Annotated in this window: 21 protein-coding genes; 15 read left to right on the top strand and 6 right to left on the bottom strand. The window is 57.5% G+C overall.

What is annotated here, in order from left to right:
* Positions 1-100: 100 nt before the first annotated feature.
* The 9 genes from NMK_RS01255 to NMK_RS01215 all read left to right on the top strand — a co-directional run bounded on the left by NMK_RS01255 (position 101) and on the right by NMK_RS01215 (position 7,747).
* A complete protein-coding gene (locus NMK_RS01255; RefSeq protein WP_109013936.1) occupies positions 101-982 on the top strand; it encodes a prephenate dehydrogenase in 882 nt (293 codons plus the stop codon).
* Between the two features lie 3 nt (positions 983-985).
* Entirely contained in the window at positions 986-2,266 is a 1,281-nt protein-coding gene (aroA, locus tag NMK_RS01250) for a 3-phosphoshikimate 1-carboxyvinyltransferase (protein ID WP_109013935.1), read from the top strand.
* Positions 2,263-2,928, top strand: a complete 666-nt coding sequence (cmk, locus tag NMK_RS01245) for a (d)CMP kinase (protein ID WP_109013934.1) — start codon at positions 2,263-2,265, stop codon at positions 2,926-2,928. The genes aroA and cmk overlap by 4 nt, the downstream gene beginning before the upstream one ends.
* Before the next feature lie 86 nt (positions 2,929-3,014).
* Complete coding sequence (rpsA, locus tag NMK_RS01240) at positions 3,015-4,703, top strand: 30S ribosomal protein S1 (RefSeq protein WP_109013933.1); 1,689 nt, start codon at positions 3,015-3,017, stop codon at positions 4,701-4,703.
* Positions 4,704-4,717: 14 nt separating this feature from the next.
* Positions 4,718-5,002, top strand: a complete 285-nt coding sequence (locus NMK_RS01235; protein WP_109013932.1) for an integration host factor subunit beta — start codon at positions 4,718-4,720, stop codon at positions 5,000-5,002.
* A gap of 79 nt (positions 5,003-5,081) precedes the next feature.
* Entirely contained in the window at positions 5,082-5,390 is a 309-nt protein-coding gene (locus NMK_RS01230; protein ID WP_227871296.1) for a LapA family protein, read from the top strand.
* 3 nt (positions 5,391-5,393) lie between these two features.
* Positions 5,394-6,566 (top strand): lipopolysaccharide assembly protein LapB, encoded by a 1,173-nt coding sequence (gene lapB, locus NMK_RS01225; RefSeq protein ID WP_109013930.1) that lies wholly within the window; start codon positions 5,394-5,396, stop codon positions 6,564-6,566.
* Positions 6,563-7,261, top strand: a complete 699-nt coding sequence (gene pyrF, locus NMK_RS01220) for an orotidine-5'-phosphate decarboxylase (protein WP_109013929.1) — start codon at positions 6,563-6,565, stop codon at positions 7,259-7,261. Before lapB ends, pyrF begins: the two co-directional genes overlap by 4 nt.
* A 189-nt stretch (positions 7,262-7,450) precedes the next feature.
* Complete coding sequence (locus NMK_RS01215; RefSeq protein ID WP_109013928.1) at positions 7,451-7,747, top strand: ComEA family DNA-binding protein; 297 nt, start codon at positions 7,451-7,453, stop codon at positions 7,745-7,747.
* A gap of 79 nt (positions 7,748-7,826) precedes the next feature.
* Here NMK_RS01215 and NMK_RS01210 read toward each other — a convergent pair whose 3' ends face one another.
* Genes NMK_RS01210 through NMK_RS01195 form a run of 5 tightly spaced genes read right to left on the bottom strand, consistent with a single transcriptional unit; the run spans position 7,827 to position 12,491 of the window.
* Positions 7,827-10,247: a Lon protease family protein gene (locus NMK_RS01210; protein WP_109013927.1), complete on the bottom strand. Its 2,421-nt coding sequence runs from the start codon at positions 10,245-10,247 to the stop codon at positions 7,827-7,829.
* Between the two features lie 4 nt (positions 10,248-10,251).
* Positions 10,252-10,704 (bottom strand): molybdopterin synthase catalytic subunit MoaE, encoded by a 453-nt coding sequence (gene moaE / locus NMK_RS01205; protein ID WP_109013926.1) that lies wholly within the window; start codon positions 10,702-10,704, stop codon positions 10,252-10,254.
* Complete coding sequence (gene moaD / locus NMK_RS01200) at positions 10,701-10,964, bottom strand: molybdopterin converting factor subunit 1 (RefSeq protein ID WP_109013925.1); 264 nt, start codon at positions 10,962-10,964, stop codon at positions 10,701-10,703. Before moaD ends, moaE begins: the two co-directional genes overlap by 4 nt.
* On the bottom strand, positions 10,961-11,137 hold the full coding sequence (locus tag NMK_RS18395) for a hypothetical protein (RefSeq protein ID WP_181376129.1): 177 nt from the start codon (positions 11,135-11,137) through the stop codon (positions 10,961-10,963). Before NMK_RS18395 ends, moaD begins: the two co-directional genes overlap by 4 nt.
* 31 nt (positions 11,138-11,168) lie before the next feature.
* Positions 11,169-12,491: a DNA recombination protein RmuC gene (locus NMK_RS01195; protein ID WP_109013924.1), complete on the bottom strand. Its 1,323-nt coding sequence runs from the start codon at positions 12,489-12,491 to the stop codon at positions 11,169-11,171.
* 157 nt (positions 12,492-12,648) lie between these two features.
* On the opposite strand from NMK_RS01195, the gene NMK_RS01190 reads away from it, so the two are divergent.
* From NMK_RS01190 to NMK_RS01165, 6 genes are all read left to right on the top strand, one after another.
* Positions 12,649-14,004, top strand: coding sequence for an HDOD domain-containing protein (locus tag NMK_RS01190; RefSeq protein ID WP_109013923.1), 1,356 nt, complete (start codon positions 12,649-12,651; stop codon positions 14,002-14,004).
* Between the two features lie 12 nt (positions 14,005-14,016).
* Positions 14,017-15,690, top strand: coding sequence for a CHASE2 domain-containing protein (locus tag NMK_RS01185; RefSeq protein WP_109013922.1), 1,674 nt, complete (start codon positions 14,017-14,019; stop codon positions 15,688-15,690).
* A 14-nt stretch (positions 15,691-15,704) separates the two neighbouring features.
* Positions 15,705-16,199, top strand: a complete 495-nt coding sequence (locus NMK_RS01180; RefSeq protein WP_109013921.1) for an SH3 domain-containing protein — start codon at positions 15,705-15,707, stop codon at positions 16,197-16,199.
* Entirely contained in the window at positions 16,196-17,011 is an 816-nt protein-coding gene (locus NMK_RS01175) for a M48 family metallopeptidase (RefSeq protein WP_109013920.1), read from the top strand. Before NMK_RS01180 ends, NMK_RS01175 begins: the two co-directional genes overlap by 4 nt.
* Before the next feature lie 322 nt (positions 17,012-17,333).
* A complete protein-coding gene (locus tag NMK_RS01170; protein WP_109013919.1) occupies positions 17,334-18,119 on the top strand; it encodes a response regulator transcription factor in 786 nt (261 codons plus the stop codon).
* 18 nt (positions 18,120-18,137) lie between these two features.
* The gene (locus NMK_RS01165; protein WP_109013918.1) at positions 18,138-19,532 is read left to right on the top strand and encodes an ATP-binding response regulator; all 1,395 of its coding nucleotides are present in this window, start codon (positions 18,138-18,140) and stop codon (positions 19,530-19,532) included.
* A 42-nt stretch (positions 19,533-19,574) separates the two neighbouring features.
* On the opposite strand, the gene typA is transcribed toward NMK_RS01165, so the two are convergent.
* The gene (gene typA / locus NMK_RS01160) at positions 19,575-21,389 is read right to left on the bottom strand and encodes a translational GTPase TypA (protein ID WP_109013917.1); all 1,815 of its coding nucleotides are present in this window, start codon (positions 21,387-21,389) and stop codon (positions 19,575-19,577) included.
* Between the last annotated feature and the right edge of the window lie 285 nt (positions 21,390-21,674).

Below are 21,674 nucleotides of genomic sequence, written 5' to 3'. Positions count from 1 at the left end.
TTAGCCATTATAGGCCTATCGAGGCGGCAAAACCCAGTGGATACGTTACTTTGGTCATGCGCTAAGTCCATGATGCCGCGTGCTATAATCCGCGCCTCTTATGACCTCCAAACGCATTTTCGAAAAACTCGTCATCCTGGGCGTCGGCCTCATCGGCGGCTCGGCAGCGCTCGCGCTGCGCCAAGCGGGTCAAACCGGCACCATCGTTGGCGTCGGCCGCAACGGTGACGGATTGCAAGAAGCCATCGACCTAGGCGTGATCGATGCTGCAGCCCCGCTCACCGAAGCCGTCAAGGACGCCGACTTCATTCTGGTCGCCACGCCCGTCGGGCAATTTCCCGCCCTGTTCGAAGCCATGGCGCCGCATTTGGCACCCAATGTCGTCATCACCGATGCCGGTAGTACCAAGGGCGACGTCATTGCCGCAGCACGGACACATTTGAGCGGGCATCTGCACCGCTTCGTCCCCGGTCACCCGATCGCCGGCGCAGAAAAGAGCGGCGTCTCTGCCGCACGCCCCGGACTGTTTACGGCCAAGAACGTCGTATTGACGCCGCTGGAAGAAAACGACCAGGACGCCATCGCCAAAACCGACGCCTTCTGGCAAGCCTGCGGGGCCAATGTGTGTCACATGACGCAGGAACTGCACGACGAGATTTTCGCCGCCATCAGCCATTTGCCGCACTTGCTGGCATTCGCTCTGGTCGCCGACATTGCCCAGCGCCAGAACGCCGCACAAATCCTGGGCTTTGCCGCAGGCGGATTCCGCGATTTCAGCCGCATCGCCGGCAGTTCACCCGAAATGTGGCGCGATATCAGCCTAGCCAATCGCGACGCGCTGCTACACGAAATCGACGCCTACCAGGCTCAACTCACCCAGATGCGCGACATGATAGAACGCAACGATGGCGCAGCGCTGGAAGCCGTCTTCAAGCAGGCCAGCCATGCTCGTAACGCCTGGATCAAGAATCTCGAGAAATAATTGATGGAAACGCTGAACCTTTCTCCGGCCCATGCAGCACAAGGCACGATCAAGCTGCCGGGCTCTAAGAGCATTTCCAACCGCACCTTGTTATTGGCGGCACTGTCCAGCGGCACGACGGAGATTCGCGACCTGCTGGCCTCCGACGATACCGCCCGCATGCTGGAAGCCTTGCAAACCCTGGGTGTAAAACTCACGCAAACTGGCGCCGACGATTGGCGTGTGGAAGGCACAGGCGGCGAGTTTCCAGTGAAAGAAGCCGACCTTTTCCTGGGTAACGCCGGCACGGCATTTCGCCCGCTAACCGCCGCGCTCGCTCTGTCCCGCGGCCGTTACAAACTCTCCGGCATTCAGCGCATGCATGAGCGTCCCATCGGCGATCTGGTCGATGCCCTGCGACAAGCCGGTGCTGAAATCGAATATCTGGGCAATGCAGGCTTTCCTCCGCTGCAAATCACTCCGGGCAAACCGGGCGCCGATCGTGTGAGCGTCAAGGGCAACGTCTCCAGCCAATTCTTGACCGCTCTCCTGATGGCGCTGCCGCTGACCGGACGCAAAACGACCATCGAAGTCGTCGGCGAGCTGATCTCCAAACCCTACATCGAAATCACACTTAATCTCATGGCGCGCTTTGGCGTTGTGGTCGAACGGCACGGCTGGGAGGCCTTCACCATTCCCGCGGCAAGCCGCTACACCAGCCCCGGCGAAATTTATGTCGAGGGAGACGCCTCATCGGCCTCGTATTTCCTGGCCGCCGGTGCTATCGGCCGCGGTCCGGTACGAGTAGAGGGCGTAGGCCAGAAAAGTATCCAGGGCGACGTCCGCTTTGCCGAAGCATTGCAAGCCATGGGCGCTGATATCAGATTTGGCGAGAACTGGATCGAAGCCAGCGGCAGCGGCAAGCTCAAGGCCATCGATCTCGACTGCAACCATATTCCCGATGCCGCGATGACGCTAGCCGTCGCAGCCTTGTTCGCCCACGGCACCACCACCCTGCGTAACATTGCCAGTTGGCGCGTCAAGGAAACCGACCGTATCGCCGCAATGGCAACCGAATTGCGCAAAATTGGCGCCACAGTCGAAGAAGGCCAGGACTACATCCGCGTTACGCCACCGACAGCGTTGACGCCCAACGCCGCCATCGACACCTATGACGACCACCGCATGGCGATGTGCTTCTCGTTAGTAGCTCTAGGTAGCGTGCCGATCACCATCAATGACCCCAAGTGCGTGGCGAAGACTTTCCCGGATTATTTCGAACGTTTCGGAACCATCGTCAAATGAGCAGCATTCCCGTCATCGCCATCGATGGCCCATCGGCGTCAGGCAAGGGCACCGTTGCCCAACTCGTCGCCCAGCGCCTGGGCTATCACTACCTTGATTCGGGGGCCCTGTATCGCATCGTAGCCTTGGCCGGCAAGCAGGCGAGCATTGCCTGGAATGACGAAGCTGCTTTGGCGGCGATGGCAGCAGGGTTGAAAATCCGTTTCGAGAACGGCGAAATCCTGCTCGACGGTCAGATCGTCAGCGAGGCGGTACGCTCGGAAGATATGAGCCGAGGCGCTTCGGAAGTCGCTGTGCATCCTGGCGTGCGCCGCGCCCTGCTCGATCTCCAGCACGATTTCCGCCAGGCGCCGGGCCTCGTGGCCGACGGCCGCGACATGGGTTCTGTGGTGTTTCCGGACGCCCAGGCCAAGGTTTTCCTTACCGCAAGCGCTGCCGTGCGAGCCGAACGACGGTATAAGCAGTTGATCGGCAAAGGAAACCATGCTAATCTAGCGCAGATTTTAGCTGACATCGAATCGCGCGATGCGCGCGACATGCAGCGAAGTGCCGCACCGCTGCGGCAATGTGAAGATGCCATCCTGCTGGATACCAGCGAACTGACGATCGACCAGGCGGTCGAAACGGTTCTGCAACATGCCAGCAAGACCATCCCCGCATAATCAGCGGTAAAGTCCGTAAGCCCAAAAACTTACGGTTTTTTTAATTTTCCCCGTCGCCTGACGGGTTATTTAACTAGGTTATTTTAATGTCCACTAACCCCGCAGAAAGTTTTGCCGCCCTTTTTGAAGAAAGCCTCGAACACCAGGAGATGCGCTCCGGTGAGGTGATCACTGCTGAAGTCGTGTCCGTCGACGACGATTTCGTCGTGGTGAACGCAGGTCTGAAGTCCGAAAGCGTCATCCCGACCGACGAATTCCGCAACGATCGCGGTGAGCTCGAAGTCAAGGCTGGCGATTTCGTCAAGGTCGCCATCGAATCCCTCGAAGACGGCTACGGTTCCACCAAGCTCTCCCGCGAAAAGGCCAAGCGCCTCGCAGCATGGCTGGACCTGGAAGAAGCAATGACCGAAAGCCGTATCGTCAAGGGCGTGATCAACGGCCGCGTCAAGGGTGGCCTGACCGTCATGATCAACGGCATCCGCGCGTTCCTGCCGGGCTCCCTGGTGGACATGCGTCCTGTCAAGGACACCACGCCTTACGAAGGTAAGGAATGGGAATTCAAGGTTATCAAGCTCGACCGCAAGCGTAACAACGTCGTGATGTCCCGCCGTGCCGTACTGGAAGAAACCATGGGCGCAGACCGTGAAGCCCTGATGGCTTCCCTGACCGAAGGCACCGTGGTCAAGGGTATCGTCAAGAACATCACCGACTACGGCGCATTCGTGGACCTGGGCGGTATCGACGGCCTGCTGCACATCACCGACCTGGCATGGCGCCGCGTCAAGCACCCGTCCGAAGTCCTGGCTGTCGGCGACGAAGTCGAAGCCAAGATCCTCAAGTTCGACGCAGAGAAGAACCGCGTCTCCCTGGGCATGAAACAACTGGGCGACGATCCGTGGGTTGCATTGAGCCGCCGTTATCCGGTAAGCACCCGCCTGTTCGGCAAGGTAACCAACCTGACCGACTACGGTGCGTTCGTTGAAATCGAACCGGGTATCGAAGGCCTGGTCCACGTGTCCGAAATGGACTGGACCAACAAGAACGTACATCCGGCCAAGATCGTCCAATTGGGCGACGAAGTCGAAGTCATGATCCTCGAAGTGGACGAAGACCGCCGCCGCCTGTCCCTGGGCATGAAGCAGTGCAAGGCCAATCCGTGGGACGACTTCGCAGCTTCCATGAAGAAGGGCGACAAGGTTCGCGGCCAGATCAAGTCCATCACCGACTTCGGCATCTTCATCGGATTGCAAGGCGGTATCGACGGTCTGGTTCACTTGTCCGACCTGTCCTGGACGCAAACTGGCGAAGAAGCGATCCGCAACTTCAAGAAGGGCGACGAAGTCGAAGCCGTCATCCTCAGCATCGACGTCGAGAAGGAACGTATCTCCCTGGGCGTCAAGCAACTCACCAACGACCCTGTTGCGAGCTCCAACGTCGACAAGGGTGCAGTGGTCAAGGGCACCGTGAAGAGCCTGGATGCCAAGGGCGCCGTGATCGACCTGGGTGGCGAACTGGAAGGCTACCTGCGCGCTTCCGAAGCCTCCCGTGACCGCGTGGAAGATATCCGCAGCGTGCTCAAGGAAGGCGACGAAATCGAAGCCAAGGTGATCAGCACCGACCGCAAGACCCGCACCGTCAACCTGTCCATCCGTGCGAAGGACCTGGACGACGAAGCCGATGCCGTTCAAAAGTACAGCAACGACAGCGGCAATGCCGGCACCACCAACCTTGGCGCGCTCCTGAAGGCCAAGATGGATGGCAAGAACAACGAATAATCCACGAGGCCGACATGACCAAATCGGAACTCATCGCCAAGCTGGCGGCGCGTTTTCCCCAGCTTGTCGTCAAGGATGCAGAACTGTCTGTAAAAACAGTTCTGGATGCCATGTCTGACAAGCTCGCCGCCGGTGAACGCATTGAAATCCGCGGATTCGGTAGTTTCAGTTTGAACTACCGTCCTCCGCGTCTCGGTCGCAATCCCAAGACCGGCACCAAGGTGCAGGTTCCCGAGAAGTACGTTCCGCACTTCAAGGCAGGTAAGGAATTGCGCGAACGCGTGGATGTCCGGGACTGACGACAATTCGTTGTAAAAGGTGTTACCAAAGCGGCGCAATCGCAAGATTGCGCCGCTTTTTTACTGGTAAAATCCCGTCATGAGCTACATGCGCTATTTCTACACACTGCTATCCATCCTCCTGTTTTTTGCGGCCCTAGGCTTGACCGCGAGAAACCTCGAGCCGGTCACCCTGCACTACTATCTTGGCTTGGCCTGGAGTGCTCCGCTCGCGCTCATGCTATTCGTCAGTTTCCTGGCTGGGATAGCCTGCACCGTCGTTGCCGGACTCAGCATGTACGTGAAGTACCGCCGGGAATTGACGGCATTGAAGCACGAGCTCTCCCGCCTGAACCCTCAGGACAACCCTCCCATCGCCGATCTCAGCAAAATCTCCGGGATCAGCTAAGCCATGGATTTCGAATACTGGTGGCTCTTGTTGCTGCCGCTCTTTTTCGGCCTGGGATGGGTCGCTGCACGTATCGACATCAGCCAGCTGCTCACCGAAACCAGCACCCTGCCCGCGTCTTATTTTCGCGGCCTGAATTTCCTCATCAGCGAACAACCGGACAAGGCTATTGAGGCTTTTACCGAAGCCCTGAGAGCCGACTCCAACACGCTCGAGCTTCATTTCGCTCTGGGCAGCCTGTTCCGTCGAACCGGAGAAATGGACCGTGCCATTCGCTTGCACCAGGGACTCCTGGAACGCGAAGACCTCGCCGAGCCGCAGCAATTGATGGCGTTGGCCGAACTTGCCCAGGATTACCTCAAGGCCGGTCTGTTCGACCGCGCCGAGGAAATCTTCCTCAAGCTCACTGAGACCCGCTACGCCAACTCTGCGTTGCGTGCCCTGCTGGAAATCTACGTGCGGGAAAAGGAATGGCTGCAAGCCATCTCTGTCGCCCAGCGCCTGGAAACGCTTACCGGCAGGCCCTTGCGTATCGAAGTTGCGGAGTTCTACTGCGAACTCGCTCAGCAGAACATGCTGCTGGGACAGCTCTCCCAAGCCCGGGGCAACCTGAACGAAGCGCTGGAAGCCAACCGCAACTGCGTACGCGCCAACATCATGCTGGGCGATATCGAAGCCGCTGCCGGCGCGCAAAGCAACGCACTCAATGCCTGGCGCGCCGTGGAACTGCAAGTGCCAGACTACTTGGAACTGGTGGCTGAGCGCATGATGGCGAGCTGGCGTATCTTGGGTAATACGGAAGAAGGCCTGCAATGGCTGCACGAAGCCGTGCGCAAATATCGGCTCGAGGAAACCGCACACGTGTTGTTCGAAGCCACGCTGGACCTCAAGGGACCGGAAGCCGCCTATCGCATGGCGCATGAAGAGGCAGAACAATCACCGTCATTGACTGCGCTCGATCGTTTGCTGCAAGCCAAGGTCAGCGGCATGCCGGACGGCGATTTACGTCTCGTGATGAGCGCCATCCGTGAACACCTTGAAAAAACCGCCTATCACCGTTGCCGCACCTGCGGCTATACCGCCCGACAATTCCATTGGCACTGCCCCAGTTGCAGCGAGTGGGAAACCTTCCCGCCGCGTTTCGAACGGGCCATTTCCAAGACCAGCCTGATATGACCGACCCAAAAATCATCGTTGCGTTGGATTACCCCGACGCTGCCGCTGCCCAGCAACTCGTCGCCCGACTCGACCCGGCCCTGTGCCGCCTGAAAGTTGGCAAGGAGCTATTCACCGCCGAAGGCCCAGGGTTCGTCTCTTCACTGGTAGACCAGGGCTACGGCGTATTTCTTGACCTGAAATTCCATGACATTCCCAATACCGTGGCCAAGGCATGCGCCGCTGCCAGCCGTCTCGGTGTCTGGATGCTCAACGTACACGCCTCTGGCGGCCGCGCCATGATGAACGCCGCGCGCGAAGCCGTCGAACAAGCCGCCAAACCGCCCATGCTCATCGCTGTGACAGTGCTGACCAGCATGAACGAAGCAACGCTGCACGAACTCGGCGTTTCCAGCCCGTTGCAGGAACATGTCCTGCGGCTTGCCTCGCTGACCCAGGCCTGTGGCCTAGATGGTGTGGTCTGTTCGGCCCAGGAAGCACCGCTGCTGCGTACCAAGCTGGGGCAGGACTTCTGCCTCGTCACGCCCGGCATTCGTCCCGCCGACGCCAGCCTCGACGACCAGAACCGCGTCCTTACTCCGGCGGCAGCCTTGCTGCAAGGCTCCAGCTATCTCGTCATCGGACGCCCAATCACCAAGGCAGCCGACCCTCTGGCCGCCTTGCGCAGCATCACCGAAGAAATCAAAGGCCTATAACGAAAAGCCGCTTGTCTGCAGCGACTTTTCAATCTTCCTGGCAACGCAATACGGATATTGCCCCCGAGCACATCCTAGCAACTTCTCTTTGCGATTTCCCTCACTGGGAGTAATCTATTCGACGCAGCACAACTGCACGAACCCGGTGATGGGTTCGCATCTCAAATAACAAATAAGGAAAAGAAGAAAATGAAGAAAATAATGATGTTTTTGAGCATGTTGGCTTTATCGATTTCTGCTTGGGCGGCGGTGGATTTGAATACTGCAACGCAAGCCGAGCTGGAATCCGTCAATGGCATCGGCCCTAAAAAAGCCCAGGCTATTATCGAATACCGCAAGAAAAACGGTAACTTCAAAAGCGTCGACGACCTCGACAATGTTTCCGGTTTCGGCAAGAAAACCGTCGACAAGGTGAAAAAAGAGGTCAGCGTAGGTAACGCAACGGCAGCCGCCGCTGCGGGCAAGCAGGAAAAAGCCAAGAAGTAACCGGATTTTCAATTCAACAAAAAAGGCCCTTGACGGGCCTTTTTTGCTGAGATCGATCCATTCCTTACATATCCATACTCTACAGAAATTCCTTGTCGCGCGGATGTCCGGCAAAGTCGCATGCCTTGCGGAAGTTCTCGAGCGTGCGCTGGACGCGTCCCAGCACTGTTTCAGCAGGGAAATATCCCATATCGTCGGCCTCACCGACCGGCAAGCCGCTCAAGATTGCGAGGCCGTCGAAAACATTGTCGATCACATGGATGTGGAATTCGCCGCGCGACACGGCTTCGACCACTTCGCGGTCAAGAATGATGTGATTGCGGTTACGTGCCGGCACGATGACGCCCTGCTTGCCGTTCAATCCCAATCGTTGGCAAACGCGGAAATAACCTTCGATCTTCTCGTTGAGGCCGCCAATAGGCAGCACCTCGCCATGCTGATTAAGCGCACCGGTCACGGCCAAGCCTTGCGGCACCGCGATATCGCCAAGCGCGGAAATCAGCGCAAACAGCTCGGCGCAAGAAGCCGAATCGCCCTCGACACCATGGTATTCCTGCTCGAACACCAGCGAAGCCGAAAGACTCAAGGGCGCGATGTTGATGAAGGTCGCGGCCAGCCAGTGCTGGAGGATCAACACGCCCTTGTCGTGGTTTGGACCGCTCATTTCGACTTCGCGGCTGATGTTGACGATACCTTCATCGCCGGCATAAGCACGCGCCGAGATGCGCACCGGCGAGCCGAACTGGTAATCGCCAAGGTCGATCTGGGTAAGTCCGTTGATCTGCCCCACACGATCGCCGTCCACGTCGATGAGGATTTCTCCATCAACAATCGCCTGATGCAATTCCTGCTCGGGATAATCGTGACGTAACCGCCGCGCCGCTGCTGCTAATTCGACGTCAGCCGCCGTCACCGTCATCCCGCCTCGCGCTGCACATACGGCTGCGCTTTCCACCAGCCAGGCCTCCAACTTGCCGAATGCCGAACTCTGGCGATGCTGGTCGTCCATCTCGCGCTGCATATCGGCCAACAATCTTGCTACGGCCGGCGCATCGAAATGCGCCAGACCAAAGCGACGGCAAGCCTGGGCAACAAAAGCAGCAGTAGCCCGACGCGACAAATCGTTGGCGACGAAGCTCTCGGCAAAATCCACCTTGGCGCGAAAATGCCGCGAAAACTCGGGGTCGAGTTCCTGCAATTCGTAATACTCTTCGCGCGAGCCGATCAACACGATCTTGACACGGATTTCGACAGATTCAGGCTCCAGCGTAGACGCGGCCAATTGGCCTAATGCCGCCGCCGGTTCCTCGATCTGCAAGCGGCCGTTGCGCAAAAAGCGGCGGAATTTCTCCCACACCTGCGGATCGCGGATGAGGTCGTCCAGATGCAGCATGAGGAAACCGCCATGCGCACGCAGCAGGTTGCCGGCCCGAATCCGGGTGAAATCAGTCAGCAATACACCGCTCTCGGCCTGGTATTCGATGCCGCCGAACAGCGAGCGGAACACCGGGTCGTCGTCGCGCACTACCGGAGCACCGGTCAGCTCACCGTTGTCCACCACCACATTGACGCGGTAATTGGCCAATACGTCGATCAGGTGATCGGTCGTTTCTTCCTGGCCTGCGGCCGGTTGGTTGGACGTTGCCAGCACATCCAGGTTGTTGAGTACGTCCGTCAGCAACTGGGCCATCCAGCTTTCCAGCTTGTGTGCGTCGGCCTCGCTCCAGGCAAGGTTGGCGGACATGCCTTCGGAAAGCTTGTCCAGCAAAGGTTGGATCGTGGTACGGCGCAGTTCGTTCAGCGCCTCGTCCATGGCGCGTTCCTGCGGGCGGATTTTCTCGAGGTAATCGCTGATGGAAGCACGCAACTCATCCTCGGCGTGCTCGATGGCGACGCGTTGTTCGGCCGACATCGCCAGCAGGTCTTCCTCGTGGATAGCCTGCCCCTTGTCGTCCAGCAGATTGAAGATCAGCCGTCCGCCTTCACGACGCAAGGCGTAATTGCGGGTTGCCGCCATGGCCGAGAGTTCGGCATACGCCGCATCGATATTCGCTTGGTAATTCTTGCGCGCCCGACTGCAATCCAGGCGGTAACCTTCCTCGTCCAGTTTGCGCGGAATTTCGGCCACGATCTCGCGCACAAAGGTTTCCATGCGTTGCCGCAGTACTGCCCCCTTCCCCGGCTGGAGCCGCAAGGAGATCGGTTTCTCAGGCAGGTCGAAGTGATGGACGTAGACGAAATCGGGCGGTGTTGTGCGCTGCGCGGCCATCTGCTGCATGGCGCGGAACAGCAGTGACGATCGTCCGCTGCCGGTCTCGCCCAGCACGAACAGGTTGTAATCGGGCTGGGTGATGCTCAACCCGAAGCGAGCTGCGGTTTCGGCACGTTCCTGGCCGATCCAGATGGGCTCGTCGCCCGTCAGTTCGGAAGTATCGGCAAAGCCCAGGCTGGCCGGATCGATCGCAAGCGTGATATCGGAAGGTTTGAGGGTACGGTGCATCGGTTTATTGTTCCCAGCGTTGTCGGGCAGTATCGTCGCTGCTGCGGGCGTCTACCCAGCGCTCGCCCTGCGGCGTGTGTTCCTTTTTCCAGAACGGCGCCTCGGTCTTGAGGTAATCCATAATGAATTCGCAGGCGGCGAAGCATTCACCGCGATGGCGGCCGGCCACGGCCACCAGCACGATCTGGTCCAGCGGATTCAAGGTGCCGATGCGGTGGATCACCAGCGCGTCGTGAAAATTCCAGCGTGTACGGGCCTTCTCGACAATCGCAGCGAGCGATTTTTCGGTCATGCCCGGATAGTGTTCCAGCGTCAGTGTGCCGACAGTATCGCCGTCGTTGACATCACGTACCTGGCCGATGAAAGTTGCGACTGCGCCGATGCCGGGATCGGCCAATCGCAATCGCGAGATTTCGGCACCGGCGTCGAAGTCCTCATATTGGACGCGAACCATCATCCGCCGGTCACCGGAGGGAAAAAGGCGATTTCATCGCCAGCAGCCACAGGTGTGTTATCAGGCACCAGTTCTTGGTTCACTGCGGCGCGAATCTGGCGGCAGCCGTCGAACTGCTCGGCCCAGACACTGCCCCGTGCGGCAAGCCAACGCATGATATCGGCCACTTGCGCGACGTCATCCGGCAATACAACGTCCTCCATATTTTGCCCAAGCGCTTCGCGCAAACGGGCAAAGTAGAGAATGCGCACGTTTCGGCTCAAAGCCCGAGGTCCTCGTCGGTCACCGGACCACGTGTGCCGTTGATGGCCTGCATCATCAGCAGCATGGCCTTCTGCTTGATTGCTTCATCTTCCATTGCCTTCGAGCTGAAGGTCATACCGAATCGCGCAGCGTATTGCTGGATCAGCATGATGAGGGTGCTTTCGTCTTCCATGAATTCTCCGAACTATTTAGCTTCGAACTATTTATTTATCTTCTGAGTCGTCCAGCAACGCCATCTGTGTGGGGTCGCCTTCCAGTTCCACCTTTTCGATCTGGGCGAAACGACGTGAAATCTTCTGGCTGGTGGTGTGCACTTCCTGCACGTCGTCGTGGGCCTGGCGAATATGCGTGGCGAGATTCTGCATGCGCTTGTCGAAACGCTCGAACTCCTTGCCCAGCTTGCCCAATTCATCCTTGATGATGTGCACCTGCTTGCGCGTTTCCACGTCCTTCAGCACTGCACGGGCGGTGTTCAACACTGCCATCAACGTAGTCGGCGACACGATCCACACGCGCTGCTTCTGCGCGTAATCCACCACATCGGGGTGGTAGGCGTGAATCTCGGCGAACACCGCCTCTGCCGGCACAAACATCACGGCACCATCCGAAGTATGGCCGTTGATAATGTATTTGGCAGCGATGTCGTCCACATGTTTCTTGACGTCGGCCTTGAACTGCCGCTGCGCCTGCAGGCGGTCGGCCTCGGCGATGCCGGTTTCATACATGCGGTGGTAGTTTTCGAGCGGGAATTTTGAATCCACGCCCACGGTGCCAGTAGGCTCAGGCAGGAACAAGGCGCAGTCCACGCGCGAACCGTTGGGAAAACTGTGTTGCATGGCATAAGCCGTGGGCGGCAGGATATTGCGCACCAAGGCCTCGAGCTGGACTTCGCCGAACGCCCCGCGCGAACGCTTGTCGCCCAGCAGCTCTTGCAAACTGACCATATTGGTGGTCAGGCCGTCGATCTTCTTTTGTGCTTCGTCGATGGTTGCAAGCCGCGCCATCACGCTCACAAACGTCTCATTGGTCTTCTTGAAGCCTTCGTCCAGGCGCTCGCTGACCTTGCCGCCGATCTGCTCCAGACGGCCGTCCACAGTCTTGGCCAGCGCCTCGATGCTCGCCGTCAGCTGCAACGTCGCATTGCGCATGGTGGTCTGGATCAGCTCTTGCTCAGCCTTGCCTTGTTCAGCCAGGGTGAGGTGCAGCTTTTCCAGCACCTGCTCTCGCGTAGCAGCCAGGCTTTCCGTTTGGGCAAGCTGCAAGGACTGCATGGCGTCGCGCGTCGTCTGCAACTCCTGTGCAACGGAAGTGCGCAGGCGCTCTGTTGCTTCACTAGAACTGCTGCCCAGGCGATCACCCAGCTTGTTGAGGGCATCGTAAACATCACGCAGCATGGCACGGTGCTTATCCTCAAACAATTGAGCAAGCTGGGATTGAGTCGTATCCATACGCCCCAGGCGTAAGGCCAGCCAGCCGATGGCCAGCAAGGTGACCAGAATCAGGATCAATGCAATGATTTCTAACATCCGCGAATTATAGCGCAACCGCTCGACACTCCTCGCGTTGCCTCGCCCTGCCGTTTATGCAAAACTTAGGGTCATCTAACGTTGTAATTACGCTTTATACAGGTCTGTATTTCTGTAGAAATACTTGGAAGCCACCTGAATAACAAAGGAGCTCTTCATGAGCGACAAATTGGACTATGCCGAACTCAAGGCTTCCGGCTTGCTGCCCTCCCCGCGCGGCGTCGCGCTGGCCATCATGCAGATTTGCCAGCAAGAGAATTTCTCCTTGCAGGAACTGGCACACACCATCCAGGGCGACCCCGTCCTCGCGGGACGCGTCATCAAGATCGCCAATCTCGCCAATCCCAATAAATCTCGTCCCATCGCGTCCGTGACCACGGATTCACTGATCCTCATCGGTATTCATGCCGTACGCCAGGTAGTGCTGAGCTTTTCGCTCATCAACACTTACCAGGAAGGCGCTTGCAAGAATTTCGATTACCAGAAATTCTGGGCTCGCTCGGTCGCCATGGGCTGTGCAGCGCATGCCATCGGCAGCCTGTTACGTATTGCTCCTTCAGCTGAAATGTTCACTTGTGGCCTGCTCGCGGGCGTTGGTCGACTCGGGCTGGCAGCCGTTCGACCGCAAGCGTATTCGGCACTACTGAGCGAAACCGCAGGTAGCGACATCAACCATCAGCAGGCGGAGGAACACGAACGTTTCGGCCTGAGCCATTGCGAATTGGGTGCCCAGATGATGGCGGATTGGGGCTTTCCCAAACTGTTCATCGACGCGATTGTTTTTCACGAAAACCCTGAAACCTCCGGATTTGTTGAAGGTACCCGCCAGTACAAGCTCGCCGCAACACTGCAACTGGCCGACCTGATGGCCAACATTTGCCTGGCGCGCGAGGCCGAGCGCGAAGCCTATTTGCCGCATATGTTCGAGGTAGGTGCAACCTTGAGCCTCAGTCGCGAACAAATCATGGACCTGACCAATTTGGCTTGCGCCGAATGGCGGGAATGGGCGCCATTGCTTAACATCCGTGCGGAAGGATCAACTGCCCGTTTTACGCTGCCAGAGCCTTCTGACATTGCCGAGGCTGCCATGGCCGAAACGGAGCAAATGGCCGGGTTGCAACCTTCGAATTTTCCGCTACGCATCGTGTTTGCCGATGACGACCAAACACTGACCTTGTTGATGTCGAGGCTGTTAGCCTCCGCAGGCCATACCGTGTTCACGGCCAAGAACGGGCGCTTAGCCTACGAGCTTGCCCAGCGCGAGAAAGTGCATGTCATCATCGCCGATTGGGTGATGCCGGAAGCCGACGGCTTGATGCTGTGCCAGTCCATCCGCAAGCAGGATTGGGGGCGGGACATCTACTTCATGATCCTCACCGCGCTTGAAGATGAGCAGCTCCAGATCGAAGCCTTCGAGGCCGGGGTGGATGCCTTCGTGAAAAAACCGTTCAACGCCCGCTTGCTCAACGCCAAGCTGCTCGCAGCCCAGCGCCGCTTCGATCGTCAAGGCTAAAAAGGACACCCCATGCTGAGCCGCCTACGCTTCGAATTTATCCGACTCTCGACGCTGCTGGCGGAAAGGCTGCGCAATAACTTCTACCTGTATCTCGCCGCGCTGCTGACGCTGGCGATCTTGCTCGATGCGGCGGTTTTCCATGTCGGCGCCAACATGAAGCAAAAAGCGTTCGACGTCGTCATCAAGAACCGCATCTTCGTGCCCAAGCCCGATCCCGAGATCGTCATCGTGGACGTCAACGAAGCCAGCCTGGCAGCCCTTGCTCCGGATTACGGCCGATGGCCGTGGCCGCGCCAGGTATTCGGCGAATTCCTGGAGCATCTGGAGGAACAGCAACCCAAGGCCGTGGTATTCGACATCCTGTTTTCCGATGCGGACATCTACAACCCGGACAGCGATGCCTATTTCAACGACGCTATTGCGTCCACCGACAATACCTTCTTCCCTTTCCTGCGCTTGCCGGAGAGCCAGGATGGCTTGAGCCAGGTGAAGCCCGGCATGATCCCCGGTGCCAAAAAGATACCCGGCGTCAAAGCGGATCCAGCCGCCACGATAGCAGTCGTCCTGCCACATTTCCCGGCCGCGCTGCAAGCCGGAAGGTTGGGCACGCACAACATCTTTCCAGACCCGGACGGTATCGTACGCGAATACAAGATATGGCAGGACAAGCAAGGCTGGCGTTTGCCCTCGCTGCCGTTGGACGTCGGTTTGGCCATAGGCGGCAAGGCGCCGCCCCAGGACAGCCTGTTATTGAACTGGCGGGGCGGGCCATTCACCTATCGCTATGTCAGCTTCAGCGATGTGTATCGCGACATGACGGCGAAAACACCCAAGCGCCCCGCCAACGAATTCGCCGGAAAAATCGTCATCATCGGTTCCACCGCGCCCAGCCTGTTCGACCTCAAGGCCACGACCATGGCCAAGGCGCATCCCGGCGTGGAAATCCTCGCCACTGCCATCGACAACATCAAGCATAACGACCCGCTCAAGTTCTGGCGCGGCAACGTTTCCTACGTGCTGTTGAGCTTGCTGGTCGTGTGGCTTACCGCCTTTGCATTCTTCCAGAATATCGAACGCGATCGCTTCGACCGCATCTTCGGGGCATCGCAATTGCTGTTGCTGGCGATTTCCTACATCGGCGTCAATTTGGCGAATATCTATCTCGACCTCACAGGGCCCGTGACCTGGGCCGTCGCTTACTTCAGTATCGCCAAGATCTACGCGCTTGCCACCGACCGCGCCATGCAGCGCGTGCTGGCTTCCGAACTACCCACAGGCGAAGAGGTGGTCAAGGTCTCGCTCATGCTGGTCCTGTTCGACGCCCCCCTGCCGCTGGGCGACGCCGCGCTCAAGAAAATCCGCCGGACGCTGCGGGATGAAGCTCTCCAGCCATGCCGTATCGACGAGTTGAAAGGCACGCAATCGGGCGTGTGGGGCTTGTTTGCCGACATGCTGGCCGTATCCTGGACGCAAGCCGGCCCTGATATAGAAAAGGAGGCGGAGCGTTTGCTGGCCCTACTGCCAGCCATCCTGGCGCGGCAAGGCGTTGCGGAAGACGTTCGCATCCGGCATATCATCCAGCACGGCGCGATACGCATTGGGGTTGAAGCCGCGGGGGAATGGCGCATTCTCTTTGCCCAGGCCGTCACCAACATGGAAAAAACGGGCGTATTGCCCGCTTAGATCAGGAGAAACCGATGAAACATTGGATATTGCTTGCGCTGCTGGCTGTGTCGACGTCAGCAGCTGCAGAATCAGGCACTGCGCTCAAGTCAGACAGCCTGCGTGCCGAACCCTTTGGCGACGCTAAGGCCGTAGGCAGCATCGCGCGCGGCGACAAATTGGATATCGTCGAGAAAAAAGGTGCCTGGCTCAAGGTCAAGGGCACCAAGACGAGCGGCTGGGTTAGGCTTCTCTCGGTCAAGCGCGGCGCACTCGGCAAATCGGACAATGCCGCTGGCGTGCTGGATCTCGCCAGCGGCCGCTCCGGCACTGGACAAGTGGTTTCCACCACCGGCGTACGAGGATTGAGCGAAGAAGACCTCAAGGCGGCGAAATTCAATGAGGACGAGATGAAGAAGCTGGAAGCCAATGGGGTGTCGGCGGATGAAGCACGCAAGTTTGCAGCGTCAGGCCACCTCGATGCGCGCAAGCTCGATTACCTGCCCGCCCCTCAAGGAGAAGCCGAATGAACAAGCATCATGTACTTTTCGCGATTGCCGCGATGTGTTCGCTCGCCGCGCTGCCTGTAGAGGCCTTTGACCTGGGCAAGGCGCTGGGCGGCAAAAGTCTCAACGTCGGCAAGACTTCCAAGGACGACGAAATCAAGATCGGCCGCGAGATTGCCGGCAACCTGCTGGGTGCTTCGCCGCTGGTCAAGGACGAAGCCTTGCAGCAGTACGTCAACCGCGTCGGCCGCTGGGTCGCGCTGCAAAGCGAGCGTCCCGATCTGCCCTGGCATTTCGGCGTGATCGAAAGCAACGACATCAATGCCTTCGCCACGCCAGGCGGCAACGTACTAGTGACCAAGGGCTTGTATCGCAAGCTCAACAACGAGGCCGACCTCGCCGGTGTGCTCGGCCATGAAATCGGCCACGTGATCAAGAAGCATCAACTCAAGCTAATCCAGAAGCAACAACTGCTGGATGTAGGTTCCAGCCTGCTGGGCGAGAAAGCAGGCAAGGATAACGATGCCATCAAGAAACTGATCGGCAACGGTGCCGAGATCTGCGCGCGCAGCCTCGACAAGAACGCCGAGTTCGAAGCCGATCGCATCGGCGTCGTACTCAGCGCCCGTGCCGGCTACGACCCCTATGGGCTACCGGAGGTGTTGCAGGAGATCGGCCATGTCAGCAAGAACGACAGCAGTGTCGCCTTGCTGTTCAAGACCCATCCGGCACCGGACGATCGTCTGGTAAAGCTGAGCGATGCTGTGGGTACCCGTCTGGACAAGGTGACAGATGGTAAAACCTTGGAAAATCGCTTCTATAAACTTAAAAACTGAACGTCTATCACTGTTGGCGATAGCGCAAAAAATTAAGGCTGCCAAACGGCAGCCTTAAGAACAGCGCATGGGGTAGACGTGTTATTAAGCACTTATCGCTTCTGGTGAAGCTGACGACCCCGAAAGTGCGTCTGTGTGAATACATTTTGCGCCGATGTTGAGCGCATGCTTTTGCAAGACCTGACAAAAACTTTGCTCAAGCGAATTTATGTGAAATTTTTCAAACCTACTCTTTGATTCAAGGTACAACGCAATTGTCGGCAGCATTTGTCGCCCAAAATGCGTTCTTCATTAACGATAACCAATCAATAATAAAAACAAGATGTCGGAAGACTTTTTCAATCTCCAAACAGGTCACGCCTATCGCATCCTGATCATCGACGACAATCCCGAGCAGCAGCGCTTGTTGCTTGAGTTATTGCGTAGCAGCGGATTCGCTATCAGCTTTGCCTTCGACGGCCATCAAGGGTATCAACGCGCCCTATCCACCAAACCAGACCTGATCTTGCTCGATGTACGCATGGTGAAAGTGGACGGCTTTGCTACGTGCCGCTTATTGAAGGCCGATGCAGCGACGCAGGATATTCCCGTGATTTTCATATCCGCTGCCGATACTCCAGACGAGCGCATCGCTGGCCTGAAACTGGGCGGCGTCGACTATATTTCAAAACCTTTTGTACCTGAAGAGGTACTGGCCCGCATCAACATTCATCTCGATCTGGCATCCCGTGCCCGCACGCCGGGAACGTCTTCCGAGTCGGCACCTCCCAGGCATAACGCTAACGTTGTTTTAGTCAATGCGGTCAGGCAGTTCATTTCAGAGAATCTGGCTATTTCGCCCTCGCTCGCCGAAATAGCGGCCAAGGTCGGGACTTATGAAAAAAAGCTCTCGCAGGTATTCCGTGAGCAAACCGGCTTGACCGTATTCGCGTTTATTCGCGAGGAGCGGATACGTCGTGCACGTGAGCTGCTACAAGCAACCGACCTGGAAATTCAGGATATTGCAGATCAAGTCGGATTCCAGAACGCCGCTAATTTCGCCACAGCCTTTCGTCAACGATTAGGGATCACTCCCAGCGCATATCGGCAAAATCTGTCTACCCCGTGACCGTCAGCCGAAATACCGATGAACGATAAAAATAAATTGATGCTGGGGTTATCAATACTGCTCACCATCGGGTTTGCCGCCAACAGTTTGGCCAGTTTTTACATATCCGAGGCAAGCCTTCATCACAAAATTGCGGTCAACTTGACACTAAGTCTCGTGGTTACCAGCCTGATACTCCTCGTCGTAAACTTGGGAGTGCTCCGCATCAAGCGACATCTCCAACAAGTTGCCAAACAGGATCAGGAACAGCTGGAACGTGCGATTGCCGAAGCCCAGGCTGCACAGCAAGCCCGCGCACGCTTGTTGGCTTATATCAGCCATGATTTACGCACGCCGTTGGCGACCATCATCCACTACACCCATCTACTGGCACCCTATGCCGACGAAACGACCCAGCGCTATCAAAACGCCATTGAACGCAGCGCGATCCATCAACTCGAGATCATCGAGGATTTAGTCGAACATGCGCGAGGTGAGCTGGATCATTTCGAGCTGGTTCCGATCCCCACCTACCTTCATTCGTACCTGCAAGAAATCGCGAGCCAGGGAGAACTATTGGCAAGTCAGCAAGGCAACAGCTTCGCGCTGGAGCTAGACGGGAATATTCCCCCCATTGCGGTCATCGATCCCAAACGACTGCGACAGGTGTTGCTCAATCTGCTGACCAATGCAGCGAAATATACCCAGGACGGGCAGATCAAAATGCTGATCCATGCCGGGGTCAACGGCAACACGAATGGACTCAGCCTGTATTTTGCAATTAGTGATACCGGCCCAGGCATTTCGCAAGAAGATGCCGAGCGCATATTCCTGCCGTTCGAACGCTGCGCTACCGATCGTCCCGGGGTTGGGCTCGGACTGACCATCGCACATAAAGTGGTGCGCAAGATGGGAGGGGCCTTACGGCTCGAGAGCCAGCCTGGCGCGGGGAGTAAATTTTTCTTCGATATCGAGACCGTGGCGGCATTGGAATCCGAGGTACTTCAACCCGCCACCGCTTTTGCCCTGCCGGAGGCGATAGGTGCCGGAAAATGCATTCTGGTCGTCGACGACGACCTCATGAACCGGGACTATCTTTATGAAATCCTGGCCATCGCGGATTTCGATATTCTCCTCGCGGAGAGCGGTGAAGAAGCCTTGCAGATGTTGCGTCAGCATCCCGTCGATATCATCCTGACAGACCAAATCATGCCTGGCATGAACGGATGGGAATTATTGCGGCATATCCATGCAAACGAAAAACTTCGCGATCTACCCGTCTTGCTTTACTCAGGAATGCCGCCGGAACCGCCGCTTGAATTCCCACGAGAAATTCGCTTCCGCGCTACCTTATTTAAACCTGTGCTGCCAGACGAACTGCTGGAGCAGCTTCGCCGAATTTTTCATGGCGACTGTCCCCAATTAACCCAATAAAAAACCCGGCCTAAGCCGGGTTTTTTATTGCATCGCGATCGATCAAACTTCGCCGCGTGCAGCCTTCTTGCGCTCGTGCTCGCTCAAGTGGCGCTTGCGCAAACGCAGAGACTGCGGCGTGATTTCCACCAATTCGTCATCGTCGATGAACTCAACGGCGGATTCCAGCGTCAGCTTCATCGGTGTCGTCAAGCGCACCGCTTCATCTGTACCGGATGCACGCACGTTGGTCAGCTGCTTGCCCTTGATCGGGTTGACGATCAGATCGTTGTCACGGCTGTGTATGCCGATGATCATGCCTTCGTACAGCTTGTCGCCGGGGCTTACAAACATCTTGCCGCGCTCTTCCAGCTTCCACAGTGCGTAGGCCACAGCCTCGCCCTGCTCCTGCGAAATCAGCACGCCATTGCGACGTCCTGGAATATCGGCCTTGAGCGGAGCGTAGTCGTCGAATATGTGCGCCATCAAACCGGTACCGCGCGTCAAGGTCAGGAATTCGCTCTGGAAACCAATCAGGCCGCGTGCCGGAATGCGGTATTCAAGCCGGGTACGCCCGTTACCGTCGGATGCCATGTTGGTCAGTTCACCGCGACGACGCCCCAGCTCTTCCATGACAGCGCCCTGGTTGGCGTCTTCCACGTCCACGGTCAGGTTCTCATACGGTTCGCATTTCTCGCCGTCGATGTCCTTGAACACCACGCGCGGCTTGCCGACGGCCAGCTCATAACCTTCGCGACGCATGTTTTCCAGAAGAATCGTCAAATGCAATTCACCGCGACCGGAGACACGGAACACGTCGGAGTCGGCAGTTTCTTCAACGCGCAATGCGACGTTGACCAGCAGTTCGCGCGTCAGACGGTCGCGAATCTGGCGACTGGTGACGAACTTGCCTTCGGTTCCGGCCAGCGGGCTGGAGTTGACCATGAAGTCCATGGTCAACGTCGGCTCGTCGACTGCCATGATGGGCAGGCCGACAGGAGTATCCTTATCGGCGATGGTCACGCCGATGCCGATCTCTTCCAGGCCGGAGACGATCACGATGTCGCCTGCTTCAGCCTCTTGCACTTCAATGCGCTCCAGGCCGCGGAAACCCAGTACCTGATTGATGCGACCCTGGCCCAGTTGCTCGTCGCCCTTCATCACGGCGACCACTTGGCCCGGCTTGATGCGGCCATTTTGAACGCGGCCGACGCCGAGACGGCCGGTGTAGCTGGAGTAGTCCAGTGCGGAAATCTGGAGTTGCAATGGCGCATTGGAGTCACCCTTGGGCGGCTCGACGTGCTTCAGAACGGTTTCGAACAGCGGACGCATGTTGTCGGATTCCGCGTTCATGTCCAGCTTGGCGAAACCGTTCAGCGCGGAGGCGTAGACCACGGGGAAATCGAGCTGTTCGTCGGTCGCACCTAGGTTGGCAAACAAATCGAATGTCTGGTTGATTACCCAGTCGGTACGTGCACCGGGACGGTCCACCTTGTTGATCACGACGATAGGCCTTAAGCCCAGCGCCAGCGCCTTCTTAGTGACGAAGCGAGTCTGAGGCATCGGGCCTTCGACCGCGTCGACCAGCAGCACCACACCGTCCACCATGCCCAGCACGCGCTCCACTTCGCCGCCAAAGTCGGCGTGCCCCGGAGTATCGACGATGTTGATGTGCGTGCCTTCGTAATTAACGGCTGTGTTCTTGGCCAGAATGGTAATGCCGCGCTCTTTTTCCAGGTCGTTGCTGTCCATGACGCGTTCGGCGACTTGCTGGTGGGCGGCGAAAGTACCGGCCTGCTGAAGCAGCTTGTCCACCATGGTGGTCTTGCCGTGGTCGACGTGAGCGATGATGGCGATGTTTCTGAGAGCGCGTGACATAATTTATTGAACAGTATTGGAAAAAAGGCGCGCATTCTAGCACAAAAGAATTGACATCATTGCGAATCAACGTACAATGCGCCCTTCGATTCAGCCCCATGGCTGTCGATTCATCGATCCCTGACCTTCCTCACCAGTATCTTCCTGGTTTATCGATCTCCCGGTTAGCGACGATGCCCGTGCGCCGGCGATTTTGCCTTTTCCGATCCGTTTCGGATTTTTGTTGCTAGCGCGACTTTTTAATTGTTTTGCATATTTTTAGAGCTGGTCGCCCATCGCTGTTGC

Source organism: Novimethylophilus kurashikiensis, from assembly GCF_003112435.1.
Lineage (GTDB): Bacteria > Pseudomonadota > Gammaproteobacteria > Burkholderiales > Methylophilaceae > Novimethylophilus > Novimethylophilus kurashikiensis.
This window is presented reverse-complemented; position numbering and strand designations above follow the sequence as displayed.